Here is a 13,084-nt window from a genome sequence, read left to right on the forward strand (position 1 = left end):
CCAAGACGAACACTCGAGGGAAGGGGTTTTTTCCTTTTGTTTCTACCCCCCGAAACCTGGGGGGGGTGGGTGGTGGGCGAGCGAAGGGCGCCGGGCCCGGCCTTCCCACGGGCGGCCCCGGCGCCCTTGCCGGGCGCCTGGAAAACCCCACGCTCGACTGACCCGGGCGGATCTCCTGCCCACCGTCACCGCTCGCCGCGACCGTCCACCCCGACTTTCTTCCCCTTCTTGTACGGAAAGTCTTCCTGTCCGTAGTCCGGGTCGATTTCGTACAACGTATCGGTGATGTGTTTCGCCAGGGCGATCAGATTGAACTCGGCGGCAGGCACCTTGGGGAAGTAGAACAGCGTGACGCTGCTTACCGCCTGTTTTCCGGCGCTGGCGTGCCACACTTCCTCTTCTTTGCCGTCAACCATGATTTTGCACGAGTATTTCCCGCGCCCGTCATAGGCGGCGTTGAGCGCCTGCGACAGGTCGGACCTGCGATCCACCAGAACCGCGTCCTCAAGTATGTCCAGGGCTTCTCCCTGGCTCTTGAACTTTCTGTACACCTTGGTGATGGCCTGCCCCTCAACGTCGGCACGGCCTGGGATCAGATGAGAACGGGCACGGGTTCCACGTGCCGCACGCGGCGAAACCGCACCCGCACCTCGAAGCCGACCCGCGCCTACTGGTTGAGTACCGGCCATCCGCCCTCGCCGGCGATCCTTCGCTGCGAGCAGACGACCTGGTCACCGCCGCCGTTGGTGGCTATGCACAAGTTCCCCTTGAGGAACCAGTAATAGCCCGATTCGTTGGAGAACGTGATGCCGTCCAGGTCACGCTCGAATGGCGTGCCCGCCAGCACCGGCCATGCGCCGCTGGCCGTGATGTCGATCTCATCGACCATCAGCTTGTCGCCGGCCATATTGGTCTTCAAACACTTATTGCCTTTGAAGATCCAATAGCCGTTGCCCACACACAGGATGGTGTCGATGTCGTTCGTGAAGTCTTGGGTTGTCACGCGTCTCCCTTTCCCACGCCGATCGAGATCTGGTGACCGGGCAGACGAGTTTTCACCGATGGCGGACCAGCCTAGGAGTCGGCCGGGAGGAAAACAGCACCCCAAACCGGCCATGTGCGTGGCCCCTTCAACTTCGACCCCATTCCGGCCGGAAGCGCCGTGATCGCCGAGGCGCCGACGAACCCGGGAGATGCGCCTCGCCCGGCGAGGAACGGAGGAAGTGCTCCAGCGCGCCGACGCCGTGCCCGCGTCGCTTCCGGCGAGGCGGCCCATAGCCGCGCCGAGGCGTCCTTTCCCGGCCATCCCAACTCCCTTACAGGCCACGGCAGCTCACGCCGCAGCGCTGCTCACGTACCCTGCCGTCAGGGCTGTCCCGGCCCCGGAGAGTGGGGGAGTACATGCGATTTCTGGAGCGGGAACGCGCCTCGCTGGCGAAGTTGCTGCCGGACCTGGACGAGTGCCTGCGAACGGTGCCCCTCATGGAGCTTGAAGACCCCGGGGGCTCCGGTCTACAGCTCTTCCGAGAATGCGGCGGCCCCGGGCTGCTGGTGCCCACGGCCGACCAGGGGCGGGGGGCCACCGCCCTGGACGCTCTGAGGGTGCAGCGGACACTGGGCAGCAGGGCACCGTCGCTGGCCCTGGCCACCGCCACGCATCACTTCTCGATAGCCACGCTGATCGCTCTGGCCGCCCCCGATGACGGCCTGGAGCGGATGCTTCTGGAGGGTGTGGCTTCCAGCAACCGCCTCGTGGCGCCCGGCCTCGTCGAGGAGCGCCCCGGCGCCGGAATCCTCTCCCCTTCGATGACCGCCACGCTGGTGCCAGACGGGGTGCGGATCAGCGGGGTGACGCGCGCGGGCCGCCTGGCCCGGGAGATGGACGTGCTCACCGTCAGTGTCACGGTCTCCAGCCCGGACGGCTCGGGCGACGAACTGGCCATGGCGCTCGTGCCCGCCGAAAGCGAGGGCATCAGCGTCACCGCGACGGGGGCCGGGGAGGACAGCGAGCAGGTCACCCTCGACGGCGTACTGGTTCCGCCGGAACTGCTGGTGCGGACCTCGTCCCTCGACGGGCAGTTGGAGGCCCTGCTGACCACGGGCTTCGCCTGGTTGCAACTGCTGATGACGGGCAGCTGCCTCGGCGCCGCCACCGCACTCGTCGAGCGGGTGCTTCTCGACGACCAGGTGCCCGAGTCCGAGCGGGTCCGGCTGCTGGTGGAGACCGAGGGCGCGATGCTGGCCGCGGAAGGCGTCGCCCGCCGAATCGACGACGGCAGCCCGGACGAGTCGACGCTCGCCCAGGCGCTGTACGTCCGGTACGGCGTGCAGGACACCCTCTCCCGGGTGGTCCCGCACGCCGTCGCACTGCTCGGCGACGCCGATTCCACGCCCCGCGAAGAGGTCGACCACCTCGCCGCCTGTGCCAACGGCCTGATCCTGCGCCCGCCGACTCGGCCCCGGATGACCGGCCCCCTGGCCGCGTACCTGGCCGACGGGCCGCTCACCCTGGGCTGATCTCCCGAGGGAGTCAGAGGATCAGGGGGTGGCCAGGCCGAACCAGTAGTCGAAGGTCGTCAGCAGACCGTTGAGGGTGTTGAACGGGTCCAGGGTGCCGCTGTCCACGGTGAGCGCGCCCTCGGCTTCGAGCTGGTCGGGCGTGGCCTGACCGATGGCGAGACGGTTCAGGCCGGCGCGGGTCAGGGTGTAGGTGGCGTCCGTGTTCCGCGGGTCGATGAGGCCCGGGGTGTAGACGAGGACGCCGTTGCGGAGCCGGACCACACAGTGGCTGGGATCGCCGGTCATACCGTCGGTGACCTTGAAGCCGAGGGTGAGGGGGTGGCCGGCGGCGTCCGGACCGTTGAGCCGGATGCCGAAGTAGTCGAAGAGCATCTCCAGGGGCATCGCCTCCAGCACGGGCTGGGTGATGATCTGCGGGGACGGCAGGTTCGGCGGGGTGCCGTCCGCGGGCCGGGTGCGCAGCTCGTGGGCGGCGGCGAGGTAGAAGTTGCGCCAGGGGCCGCTCTCCGCCTGGTAGCCGAGCTGTTCGAGGACGTCCGCCTCCAGCGCGCGGGCCGCCCGGTGTGTCGGGTCGGCGAACACCGCGTGGGACAGCAGCTCCGCGGCCCACCGGTAGTCCTCGGCGCTCTTGGCGTCGCGGAACGCCTGCCGGGCCAGCTCCACGACCTTGGCGACCCCGCCCATCGCTTCCACATAGCGGGGTCCCGCCTGCTCGGGAGGCAGGGGGTGCAGGTGGGCGGCATTGCCGTCGTACCAGCCCAGATAGCGCTGGTAGACGGCCTTGAGGTCGTGGTTGACGGTGCCGTAGTAACCGCGGTTGAACCACTGCCCCGCCAGGCTCTCGGGAAGGCCGCCGTCGAGGTCCTCGGCGATCTCGGTCATCGTGCGGCCCTGGTTGGCAAGGCGCAGCGCCTGGTCGTGCAGGAAGCGGTACAGGTCCGCCTGACTGGTCAGGAACGAGACGATCGCGTCCGGTGTCTCGTCCGTGTTCCACCGGGGCCAGAAGTGGGAGGCGAACAGCGTCGTGGAACGGTCGCCGTACCACTCGATCGACTGGTTCAGGTACTGCGACCACGCTTTGGCGTCCCGGACCTGGGCGCCGCGCAGACTGTAGAGGTTGTGCAGGGTGGGCGTGGCGTTCTCCGCCATGCACACCGCCTCGACGTCGGGCAGGTAGAAGTTCAGCTCCGCCGGGGCCTCCGTCCCCGGGGTGAGCTGGAACTCCAGGTTCACCGGCCCGAACGTGACGACGTGACCGGGCTTGGCCACCTCGGAGGTGACCGTGTAGGTCGGCGGCAGCAGGCCCGTGGAGCCCGACGACATGCTCTTGCCCAGACCCGCGTCGACCTGCCCCTGGGCGGAACGCTCAAGCAGTGGCCCGTACATGAACATCGCCCGGCGCTGCATCGCGTTGCCCGCGTAGACGTTCTCGCTGACCGAGTGTTCCAGGAACCCTTCCGGGGCGATGACGTCCACTCCCTCGGGCAGTCGGCCGCTCTCGAACAGGCCCAGCACGCCGCCGTAGTGGTCCACGTGGGAGTGGGTGAAGATCACCGCCCGGATCGTGCGGTCTTCTCCCCGGTGCTCGCGGTACAGCTTCCACGCGGCTGCCGCGCACTCCGCGCTGATCAGCGGGTCGACCACCACGACCTCCTGGGAGGCGCCGGTGGGGTCCTCCAGGAAGGAGATGTTCGACAAGTCCATGCCCCGGACCTGGTAGACCGCGTTCTCGACGACCTCGAACAGACCAGCCTTCATGTTCAGCAGCGCGTTGCGCCACAGGCTCGGGTTGACCGTGTCCGGGGCGTCCCCGGTCAGGAACGCGTACGGGGCCAGGCTCCAGGCAGGCGCCTTGCCACCCTCCCGCTCCACGGTGAAGTCCGCGGGCAGCGCCGCGATCAGCCCCCGCTCCGCGAGCCGCGCCTCCGCGTCCTGATCCGGGGGCGGGACCACCACCGCCGCGTTCAGGTCCCTGGTCAGCGAAGTCGCGGGCTGAGACGTGTCAGTCGGCAGACCGGTCAACGGACTCTCCCTTCATCTGCCCGGGACGCGCCCAGGCATGAAACGGCGAAATCCCTCCCATTCGGATTCCGATCCCGGCCCTGGAGCCCCAGACGTACACAAGGGACCACGGTACGTATCGGTCCGGTCACGCGACCATGTCATTCCCTTGGTCTACGCGAAAAGGGGGCAAACCGGCCAGTTCGCTCCAGTCGTTGACGTGGCTCCGTAGACCGTGTCGTCCGCGACGGCGGCGGTAGTGTCCGGCCTGGTCGACCGCTCGTGCGGATCGGTGATGTCGGTGTGGCGCGGCTGAGAGTGACGTCCCGTCACCTACGGGCGCACGTTGGCGAGTTGTACGTGGACCCTGGCCGGGCCGTGGGGATGCAGCCACGGCAGCACGGTGGCTTGGCACCGACCCATCGGACAGGCCCTAGCCCACTTCCGTGGCGAGACTTCGCGTTCAAGGAGAACAGGTCGTCCTCGGCAAGGCGGGCAGTCACCAAGCCCTCAACAAGCCTCTGGCTGAGGCTGCTTCGGCGAGCGGGCGCCCCCGCGACGAGGGAGGCGGTCCCGCGCTGGCTGGCCGACGCGGCATAGAGCGGAGGCGCTACGAAGTCGACGCCCCAGCTGACGCCGCTGCCGCCGCGGACCATCGTGCAAGGACACCGCGCCTTGCTTCAAAGCGCACCCCCGCGTCTGTCTCACTTCACCCGCGGAATGTGACGACGTACTGACATGATCCGAGAGTGACTTCGTCGATATCCGAGTCCTGGGCCCGTATCGAGACGTGGCTCGCCCGGTACGCGCCCAGCACGTCCGCCGCGCTGGAACCTCCCGCGACGCGCTCGGCCGTCGCCGCGGCCGAGCAAGCCATCGGTCAGGCCTTCCCCGAGGTGTTGACCGAGTGTTTGCTGCGACACAACGGCACAGGCACTCGTGGCCTGCTGTCACCGTATTGGATGCTTCTGGACACACAGGGCATCACGGAGGAATGGCAGCAGCGCACCCGCATCCACGCCGCCGCGCCTGACGTGGCTGACGGCGGTGACCCCGAGGCGGACTGCGGACCCTGGTGGCACCACCAGTGGGTTCCCTTCGCTGCCGACGGCGCCGGTGACTGCCTCGTGATCGACCAGAGGTCACCACCTCGCCGGATTCGAGGGAGGCCGCCGTGGCCAACAACTTCCGCGCCGTCGCCGTCGACGAGGACGTACTGGAGTGGGAATTCATCCGAAGTCCAAGTGCCCCATGACAGCTGCCGGTTGAGTGAGAGCAGCCCTGCGCGGGCCCATCTCTCACATCCGCCGGGGCGACCGGTCACGCAGTGGTGGTGAGGGCGTCCAGGGACTCCGGCAGGGTCTGGCCGCCGTCGACGGTGAGGGTCTGGCCTGTGATGAACGCGGCCTCGTCGGAGGCGAGGAAGAGCACCGCGTGGGCGATGTCCGCGGTCTCACCGAGCCTGCCCAGGGGGACGGAGGACGTCATGCGCCTCAGATAGTCCTCGCCCATCGCGTCCAGGCCCTCGGTACGGACGTTGCCGGGCAGTACGGCGTTGACGGTGATGCGGTGCGGGGCTAGTTCCAGGGCCGCGCCGCGCAGGAAGCCGAGTTGGCCGGCCTTGCTCGCGCCGTAGTGGGACCAGCCCGGGAAGCCGGTGGCCGGGCCGGTGATCGAGGAGGTGAGCACGATGCGGCCGTGGCCGGTCCGCTCCATGGCGGGCAGGCAGGCCCGCACCGCGAGCATCGACCCGCACAGATTGACCTGAAGGACGTCGTCGATGTCGGCGGCCGTCATCTCCCGCAGCGGCTTCTCGGGGAAAATCCCGGCGTTCGCGCACAACACGTCGACGTGCCCGTGACGGCTTTCCACTTCCGCCGCCATCGCCTCGATCGCTTCCGGGTCGCGCAGGTCCACCCCCAGGCCGCACACACGGCCGCCGGTTGCCCTCGCGAGGTCCTCGGCGACTTTTCCGGCGGTCGTGGCGTCCCTGCCGGTGAGAGCCACCGCCGCGCCCTGCCGGGCGAAGAGTTCTGCGATGCCGCGCCCGATACCGCGCGTTCCGCCGGTCACGATGACGGACCGGTCCTGCCAGGAAGTGCCGGGAGTGAAGCTCATGCGGTGGAGTACCTCGCCGTCCTTCGTCGCCTTTTTCCGGTACGCCCCGTCGGATCGGGCGACCCTGGGGCAAGGCCACCGTAGGGGGAACCTGGGCCTCCATGGCATGCATTCAGCCGTGGCGGACGACTCCCGCCGACGGGAGAGGCCCGGGCGGGATCGTGGTGAGGCAAGCCCTGCGTACGGTCAGGACACAGGACGAGGCAACTGGCTTCGCCGATCGGTGCGCAGCTCGGCCCCGGCGACTGATGAGGCGTTGCCCAGGCCCTGCCGCACCGCATCGAAGGCCAGTCCGAACCTCCTACGTCAGGCCGCGCGGGTGTAGCGGTCGCTGCGGCGGGTGTTCTCGGCTGTCAGACGGGCCTCGGCCCCCTCCCGGCCGAGCACCCGGCGCCGCGGCTTCGCGGCCTTGAGGGCTTCTCGTACGAGCCGGTGGCGGGCGGCCTGCTGGGCCAGCTCGGCGGCGCGGAACTGGTGGAGTTCGTAGTCGAACATTGTCGTTTCCCCCTGTGGTGCTCGGTGTCTCGTCTCGCTCTGTGCGATGACTCCACTTTCGCTTCCCAGGGGGGTACGGCACATTGGGAAGGTTCCGCATCTTCCAGTGGGTGGGGGCCTTAGGTGCGCGAGGGGGCCTCAGACCGCTGACCACCTCAGACCCGTACGCCCTGGCCGGGAATGGCACACGTCGTAGGGGCCCACCCGACGAGGATGTCCCCTTCACGAGTCTTCGGCGGCAGGGGCCAGGCGGACGCACGCTTAGATGTAGCCATGGCGCGCCGCGTGCGGCGTGGCAGCCGGAGCGAGTAGTGCCGCGACGGCGTGCGTGGTGCGGTCGACGAGAGGTCGCCTGCCGGCGCGAGATCGTGCCTTGCGTAGGCTTCTGCGCTTCTTCCCGGGCAGCGGCGTGCTCTCCATGATGTTGCCCCCCTCGAACGCGGGCGAGTGCAATTGATGTAGTGCGCGAGCCCTGCGTGAAAGAGGGTCTCCGAGCACGAGCGGCACGGCCAGGGTTCGGTCCGCTGCGCGGACCTACGCGTGTAGCGCCGGGCCCACGGGGGAGGAGCGAGCGGTGGACGGCAGGTCAGACGCGCGCGGAAGCGGTGGCCGTGGTGTGCTGGAAGGCGCGTTCGCGTTGCTGGAGGAGCTGGGCCGGGTGGGGGAGGCCGGTCTGACGCAGTTGGCGACGGGGGCCGATCTGCCCAAGGCCACCGCGCACCGGCTGCTGGATCAGCTCGTCGCGCTCGGCGCCGTGCGCCGCCAGGGCACTCGTTACCGGATGGGTGCGCGCATGTTCCGGCTCGGCCAGTCCTGGCAGTCCTCCGGGCGGACGCTGCGCCTGGCCGCGGGCCATCCGCTGCGGCAGTTGGCCTCGTTCGCGCCGGGCACCAGCATCGGCCTGACAGTCGTGGAGACCGACCGCGCCATGATCATGTGCGGGATCCTCGGCGAGGTCGAAGAGGTCCTGCCCTGCGGCTCGGGCACACTGCTGCCGCCCGGATCGGTCGCCGAACAGATCATGTCCATCGACACCCCCCGGACAGATCCGCCGCCGCCGTACTCCGCCCGCGAATGGGACCGGCTCCTCATCCGGGCCCGCGACCGCGGCCTGGCCGTCGGCCACCTCGACACGCTGGGCGTGCACACCGCGGCGGCACCCGTGTACGCGCCCGACGGGACCATCGTCGCCGCGGTCGGCGCGTCCGTGCTCGACGCCCCACGCCTGGCCGCCCTGGCCGACCACGTCCGCCGCGCCGCGGACCTGACCAGCGCCGCGCTGCTCCAGCTGAGCCGCCGCGCCCGCACTACACGCACCACACCACCACCCTCGCTGCCGTGACCAGCGAAAACGCAGCCCTGCGCGAGGGCGGGGCCGAGCGGCACGGGCAGGAGGTGCTGTTCACCGTCGACACCTTCCGCACGCAGGCCCACCTCACGGGGGTGGCCTTCGCCGAGGGCCCGGCCCACCCCGGCCCCTCGTCCCCCGAGAACCGGGGCCCGTCACGTCTACCGGGGCAGCGGCGGGTTCGGCAGGGCTGCCGGGGTGCGGGCGAGGGCGATCTGGTCGAACAGGGCATCGTCACCGTCGTTGCGTACCGAGGTTCTAGTCGCCCTTCGCTCCGGCGAGGGTGTGCGCCACCAGGGCGTTGGCGTGGCCGTGGCCCAGGCCGTGTTCGGTCTTGAGCCAGGCGACGAGTTCCATGTGCTTGGTCAGGGGGGAGGTGCGGATGAGGTCCTGCCATTCGGCGATCGGACGGCCGTACTTCTTCTCGATGGAGGGGAAGTAGCTGGCGGGGCCTTTGACTTCGGCGGCCATGTGAGGTGTGCCCTTCGTTCGGTGTGCTGTCGGTGACGTACGGCGGGGTGCGCGAGCCTGGTCAGCGGATGACGTCGAAGACGTTCTTCAGGAGGCCGTTGGCGTATGCCTCGTGTTCGATCAGCTTGAGCTTCCGGGTGTCCTTGTCCGTGGTGCTGAACAGGCGCTTGCCCGCGCCGAGGAGGAGGGGGAAGACGAGGAGATGGTAGCGGTCGATCAGGCCGGCGTCGGAAAGGGCCTGGTTGAGGGTGGCACTGCCGTGGATGATGATGAGGCCGCCGTCGGTCTCCTTGAGGGCGGCGACGTCGTCGAGCGTGCGCAGGATCGAGGTCTCGCCCCAGTTCGCCACCAGGTCGGACTCGGCGAGGGTGGTGGAGACGACGTACTTCGGCATCACCTTGTAGTCCGCGAAGTCCTCCATGTCGGGCCACACCGGGCTGAACGCCTCGTAACTGACCCGCCCCAGCAGCAGCCGCTGTCTGCGCCGGTCGCGCTCGCTCGCGCGGTGCACCAGCCGTGTTCTCTGACTGCCGGGCGCGGAGAAGTTCATCGGTCGTAGCCCGCCCACCGGACGGCTCGTACGCGGGCCTAGCTGGTCCGCTCGTGACGGAGCAGGACCACCTGGGAGTAGAAGGTCCGGGTCTCGGCCAGGGTCAGGTCGAAGCGCCCGCCCGGCGTGAAGACGGGCTTGCCGCCGCCGAGCACGACGGGGTGGACGAAGATCTGGTACTCGTCGATCAGCCCGTGCTCGGACACTCTGCCGATGACAACTATCGAGCCTTGGCACACTTTTGTGGCTGAGCGTGCGATGGGCGGAGCGGCCAGAGGGCCGGGCGTGTGTCTGCTTGTCAGTCCGGACGGGTGATCGGATCGGTTCGGAACGGTCGGGCGCGGCCGGGGTGGCCGCTGCCAGGGTTGACGTCGAAGGGAGGCCTTGTGATCTCGGCACTCAACCGGCTCGTCGACCTCGTCGAGGAGCACCTCGCGGAGGATCCCGACGTGCGGGGGCTGGCAGGGGCGCTCGGCACGACCGAGTACCACCTGCGCCGGATGTTCTCGTCGCTGGCGGGCATGCCGCTGTCGGAGTACGTACGCCGGCGGCGCATGACCGTTGCCGCCGCCGACGTCGTGCGGGGCAAGGGTGATCTGCTGAGCATCGCCGTCCGGTACGGATACGGCTCGGGTGAGGCGTTCGGACGCGCGTTCCGTGCGGTCCACGGCGCCGGCCCCGGTGACGTACGCCGCGACGGAGGCCCCTTGCGCACACAACCGCAGCTCAGGTTCCGCCTGACCGTTGAAGGGAGTACCCCCATGGACACCCGCCTCATCGACCGCCCCGGGTTCCGGCTCGTCGGACACGCGACCCGGGTCCCGCTCATCCACCAGGGCGTCAATCCCCACATCGTGCGGCACATCGCCGCACTGCCGCAGGAGGAACACCTGCGGCTGAAGGCTCTCGGTGACACCGAACCGGAAGGTCTGCTCCAGGTCTCCGACGACCTCGACCCCGACGGCACAGAGGGCAGCGAACTGACCTACCTGCACGGCGTGGCCCTCGCCCACGACACGGGGGTCCCGGACGGCCTCGACCGCATCGAGGTGCCGGCTGGCAGGTGGGCGGTCTTCCGTACCGGCGGACCGCACCCTCAGGCCTTGCAGACGGCGTGGGCGGCGACCGCGACCGAGTGGTTCCCCTCCAACCCGTGGCGGCTGCGACCGGGTCCCTCGATCGTCGCGATCCTTGAGCGCGCGGACGACTTCAGCACCGCGACCTGCGAACTGTGGCTGCCTGTCGAACCGGCCTGACGCTCCGCCGGACGCGGTTGAGCGCTGGACGCGTACGACCCCGCACGGAAGGGCGACAGCAGCCCGGACCGCTCCCGCGTGGCATCGTGATCCAGCAGACTCACCTCCATGGCCTTCGGTTGATCCGGTGCCTCTGTGACGGGGCACGGGATCAACCGAAGGCCGCCCTGCTGAACGGCACTTGTCACTACGAGGGATCAAGTTCGAGGAATCATTCGACCAGCGAGGACAAGAGCCGAGCTGAGGGCCCCTGGGCGCGTTCGTCCATACTCGGCTACTCGGCTACCGGGGCAGCAGATCCTCCAGCAGCCCCCGGACCCGCCGTTCGATCTCGTCGCGGATCGGGCGGACCGCGTCGACGCCCTGCCCGGCCGGGTCGTCGAGTTTCCAGTCCACGTACTGCTTGCCGGGGAAGACGGGGCAGGCGTCCCCGCACCCCATGGTGATCACGACGTCGGACGCCTGCACGGCCTGGGTGGTCAGTACCTTGGGGATCTCCGCGGAGATGTCGATCCCGGCCTCGGCCATGGCCTCCACGACGGCGGGGTTCACCGCGTCGGCCGGGGCCGAGCCGGCCGAGCGGACCTCGACGCGGCCTTGGCCGAGGTCCGTGAGGAAGGCGGCGGCCATCTGCGAGCGTCCGGCGTTGTGGACGCACACGAAAAGCACCGACGGCCTCGAAGCGGTGTCAGACACGGGCGGGACCTTCCTCGGGAGCAGCCGCAGGGGCCGGCAGGGGTTCGGATTCGGGGAAGTAGCGGCGGGCGGCGAGAGCGACATGGACAAGGCCGATCAGCACGGGCACTTCGATGAGCGGGCCCACGACACCGGCCAGGGCCTGCCCGGAGGTCGCGCCGAACGTCGCGATGGCCACGGCGATGGCGAGTTCGAAGTTGTTGCCCGCGGCGGTGAACGCCAGCGTCGTCGCCTTGGCATAGCCGAGGCCGACGGCCTTGCCCAGGGCCATGGACCCCGCCCACATCACGGCGAAGTACACCAGCAGCGGCAGTGCGATCCGCACCACGTCCCACGGCTGCGAGGTGATCGCGTCGCCCTGCAAGGCGAACAGCACCACGATCGTGAACAGCAGCCCATACAGGGCGAACGGGCCGATCCTCGGGATCAGCTTCGACTCGTACCAGGCACGTCCCCGGGCCTTCTCGCCGAGCTTGCGGGTCAGGAACCCGGCCATGAGGGGGATGCCGAGGAAGATCAGGACACTGCGGGCGATCTCCCACACCGATACGTCCAGACTGGTCTGCTCCAGGCCGAGCCAGCCGGGCAGGGCGGACAGATAGAACCAGCCCAGGGCGGCGAAGGCGAGCACCTGGAACACGGAGTTCAGGGCGACGAGGACGGCGGCGGCCTCGCGGTCGCCGCAGGCCAGGTCGTTCCAGATGATGACCATGGCGATGCACCGGGCGAGCCCGACGATGATCAGGCCGGTCCGGTACTCCGGCAGGTCGGGCAGGAAGATCCAGGCGAGGGCGAACATGACGGCCGGGCCGAGGATCCAGTTGATGACCAGGGACGGGATCAGCAGGCGCTTGTCGCGGGTGACGGTGTCCAGGCGGTCATAGCGGACCTTGGCGAGGACCGGATACATCATCACGAGCAGACCGAGCGCGATCGGCAGCGAGACGCCAGTGACGGTGACCTTCGCCAGCGCGTCCCCGAGCCCGGGGACCAGGCGGCCCAGCCCGAGACCGGCGGCCATCGCGGCCAGGATCCACACCGCCAGGAACCTGTCCACCAGCGACAGCCGTCCGGCCACCGAGTCACCCGGGGCGGTGGTCGTCCTGCTCACGAGGCGGCCCCGGCGCCCTCGGCGCCCCCGGCACCCTCGACGCCCTCATCAAGGGGGTGAAGGGGCTTGACACCCGCGTTGCCAGGACGCGTCAGGATCGCGGCGAGCCGGTCCGTCTTCTCCGGCAGCAGCCGGTAATACACCCACGTCCCGCGCCGTTCGGAGGCGATCAGACCGGCCTGCTTCAGCAGCTTGAGGTGATGGGAGATCGTCGGCTGGGACAGGTCGAAGGCCGGGGTCAGATCGCAGACGCAGATCTCCCCGCCCTCCCGCGAGGCGATCATCGACAGCAACCTGATCCGCACCGGGTCGCCCAGGGCCTTGAACACCTTGGCCAGCTCGACGGCCTGGTCCTCGTCCATAGGCGCGCTCAGCAGCGTCGGGCAGCACCCCACGGCACTGTCCTGGCCGAGCACCACCAGCTCTTGTTTCGACATGCTTCTATGTTGACGTTTTTCAATCCAGAGCGCAAGGTTGCATCGAGGAACATCAATGCAGACCGGTCCGGGCCACACACC

At 69.2% G+C, this 13,084-nt stretch carries 14 protein-coding genes and 1 pseudogene; 4 read left to right on the forward strand and 11 right to left on the reverse strand.

Annotated features, from left to right (window positions below; all coding sequences use genetic code 11):
• Positions 1-185 precede the first annotated feature (185 nt).
• Together AC07GB_RS38565 and AC07GB_RS38570 are read right to left on the reverse strand one after the other, a co-directional pair.
• A complete protein-coding gene (locus AC07GB_RS38565; RefSeq protein WP_478854029.1) occupies positions 186-551 on the reverse strand; it encodes a hypothetical protein in 366 nt (121 codons plus the stop codon).
• Positions 552-667: 116 nt separating this feature from the next.
• Complete coding sequence (locus tag AC07GB_RS38570; RefSeq protein ID WP_478854031.1) at positions 668-1,003, reverse strand: hypothetical protein; 336 nt, start codon at positions 1,001-1,003, stop codon at positions 668-670.
• A 398-nt stretch (positions 1,004-1,401) separates the two neighbouring features.
• Here AC07GB_RS38570 and AC07GB_RS38575 point away from each other — a divergent pair, with 398 nt between their 5' ends.
• Positions 1,402-2,517, forward strand: a complete 1,116-nt coding sequence (locus AC07GB_RS38575) for an acyl-CoA dehydrogenase (protein WP_478854033.1) — start codon at positions 1,402-1,404, stop codon at positions 2,515-2,517.
• A gap of 21 nt (positions 2,518-2,538) precedes the next feature.
• On the opposite strand, the gene AC07GB_RS38580 is transcribed toward AC07GB_RS38575, so the two are convergent.
• The gene (locus AC07GB_RS38580; protein WP_478854035.1) at positions 2,539-4,542 is read right to left on the reverse strand and encodes an alkyl/aryl-sulfatase; all 2,004 of its coding nucleotides are present in this window, start codon (positions 4,540-4,542) and stop codon (positions 2,539-2,541) included.
• Positions 4,543-5,270: 728 nt separating this feature from the next.
• On the opposite strand from AC07GB_RS38580, the gene AC07GB_RS38585 reads away from it, so the two are divergent.
• Positions 5,271-5,858 carry an SMI1/KNR4 family protein gene (locus tag AC07GB_RS38585; RefSeq protein WP_478854037.1) on the forward strand — a complete coding sequence of 196 codons (588 nt, stop codon included), beginning with the start codon at positions 5,271-5,273 and terminating at the stop codon, positions 5,856-5,858.
• Here AC07GB_RS38585 and fabG read toward each other — a convergent pair.
• Both fabG and AC07GB_RS38595 read right to left on the reverse strand, forming a co-directional pair.
• The gene (fabG, locus tag AC07GB_RS38590) at positions 5,842-6,639 is read right to left on the reverse strand and encodes a 3-oxoacyl-ACP reductase FabG (protein WP_478854039.1); all 798 of its coding nucleotides are present in this window, start codon (positions 6,637-6,639) and stop codon (positions 5,842-5,844) included. The two genes, AC07GB_RS38585 and fabG, sit on opposite strands and share 17 nt — an antisense overlap.
• Before the next feature lie 306 nt (positions 6,640-6,945).
• Positions 6,946-7,134, reverse strand: coding sequence for a hypothetical protein (locus AC07GB_RS38595; RefSeq protein WP_478854041.1), 189 nt, complete (start codon positions 7,132-7,134; stop codon positions 6,946-6,948).
• Positions 7,135-7,708: 574 nt separating this feature from the next.
• Here AC07GB_RS38595 and AC07GB_RS38600 point away from each other — a divergent pair.
• Positions 7,709-8,476, forward strand: a complete 768-nt coding sequence (locus AC07GB_RS38600) for a helix-turn-helix domain-containing protein (protein ID WP_478854042.1) — start codon at positions 7,709-7,711, stop codon at positions 8,474-8,476.
• Between the two features lie 264 nt (positions 8,477-8,740).
• On the opposite strand, the gene AC07GB_RS38605 is transcribed toward AC07GB_RS38600, so the two are convergent.
• From AC07GB_RS38605 to AC07GB_RS38615, 3 genes and pseudogenes are all read right to left on the reverse strand, one after another.
• The gene (locus AC07GB_RS38605) at positions 8,741-8,953 is read right to left on the reverse strand and encodes a DUF4287 domain-containing protein (protein WP_478854044.1); all 213 of its coding nucleotides are present in this window, start codon (positions 8,951-8,953) and stop codon (positions 8,741-8,743) included.
• A 61-nt stretch (positions 8,954-9,014) separates the two neighbouring features.
• Positions 9,015-9,440 (reverse strand): annotated as a pseudogene (locus tag AC07GB_RS38610) (dihydrofolate reductase family protein); the annotation flags it as partial.
• Between the two features lie 101 nt (positions 9,441-9,541).
• Positions 9,542-9,994, reverse strand: coding sequence for a dihydrofolate reductase family protein (locus tag AC07GB_RS38615; protein ID WP_478854046.1), 453 nt, complete (start codon positions 9,992-9,994; stop codon positions 9,542-9,544).
• On the opposite strand from AC07GB_RS38615, the gene AC07GB_RS38620 reads away from it, so the two are divergent.
• Entirely contained in the window at positions 9,890-10,759 is an 870-nt protein-coding gene (locus AC07GB_RS38620) for an AraC family transcriptional regulator (RefSeq protein ID WP_478854048.1), read from the forward strand. The genes AC07GB_RS38615 and AC07GB_RS38620 overlap by 105 nt on opposite strands.
• A gap of 282 nt (positions 10,760-11,041) precedes the next feature.
• Here the strand turns inward: AC07GB_RS38620 and AC07GB_RS38625 are convergent, their stop codons facing one another.
• The 3 genes from AC07GB_RS38625 to AC07GB_RS38635 are packed head-to-tail and all read right to left on the reverse strand — an operon-like array spanning position 11,042 to position 13,003.
• Positions 11,042-11,455 carry an arsenate reductase ArsC gene (locus AC07GB_RS38625; protein ID WP_478854050.1) on the reverse strand — a complete coding sequence of 138 codons (414 nt, stop codon included), beginning with the start codon at positions 11,453-11,455 and terminating at the stop codon, positions 11,042-11,044.
• Positions 11,448-12,566, reverse strand: coding sequence for an ACR3 family arsenite efflux transporter (gene arsB, locus AC07GB_RS38630; protein WP_478854052.1), 1,119 nt, complete (start codon positions 12,564-12,566; stop codon positions 11,448-11,450). The genes AC07GB_RS38625 and arsB overlap by 8 nt, the downstream gene beginning before the upstream one ends.
• Positions 12,563-13,003, reverse strand: coding sequence for an ArsR/SmtB family transcription factor (locus AC07GB_RS38635; protein WP_478854054.1), 441 nt, complete (start codon positions 13,001-13,003; stop codon positions 12,563-12,565). The genes arsB and AC07GB_RS38635 overlap by 4 nt, the downstream gene beginning before the upstream one ends.
• Positions 13,004-13,084: the final 81 nt, after the last annotated feature.

The sequence above is a fragment of the Streptomyces sp. NPDC045778 genome, assembly GCF_056431945.1.

Bases quoted from the DNA above. Each gene is read 5' to 3' on its own strand.
- fabG (WP_478854039.1), bottom strand. From the start codon at position 6,639: ATGAGCTTCACTCCCGGCACTTCCTGGCAGGACCGGTCCGTCATCGTG.
- AC07GB_RS38595 (WP_478854041.1), bottom strand. From the start codon at position 7,134: ATGTTCGACTACGAACTCCACCAGTTCCGCGCCGCCGAGCTGGCCCAG.
- AC07GB_RS38575 (WP_478854033.1), top strand. From the start codon at position 1,402: ATGCGATTTCTGGAGCGGGAACGCGCCTCGCTGGCGAAGTTGCTGCCG.
- AC07GB_RS38635 (WP_478854054.1), bottom strand. From the start codon at position 13,003: ATGTCGAAACAAGAGCTGGTGGTGCTCGGCCAGGACAGTGCCGTGGGG.
- AC07GB_RS38605 (WP_478854044.1), bottom strand. From the start codon at position 8,953: ATGGCCGCCGAAGTCAAAGGCCCCGCCAGCTACTTCCCCTCCATCGAG.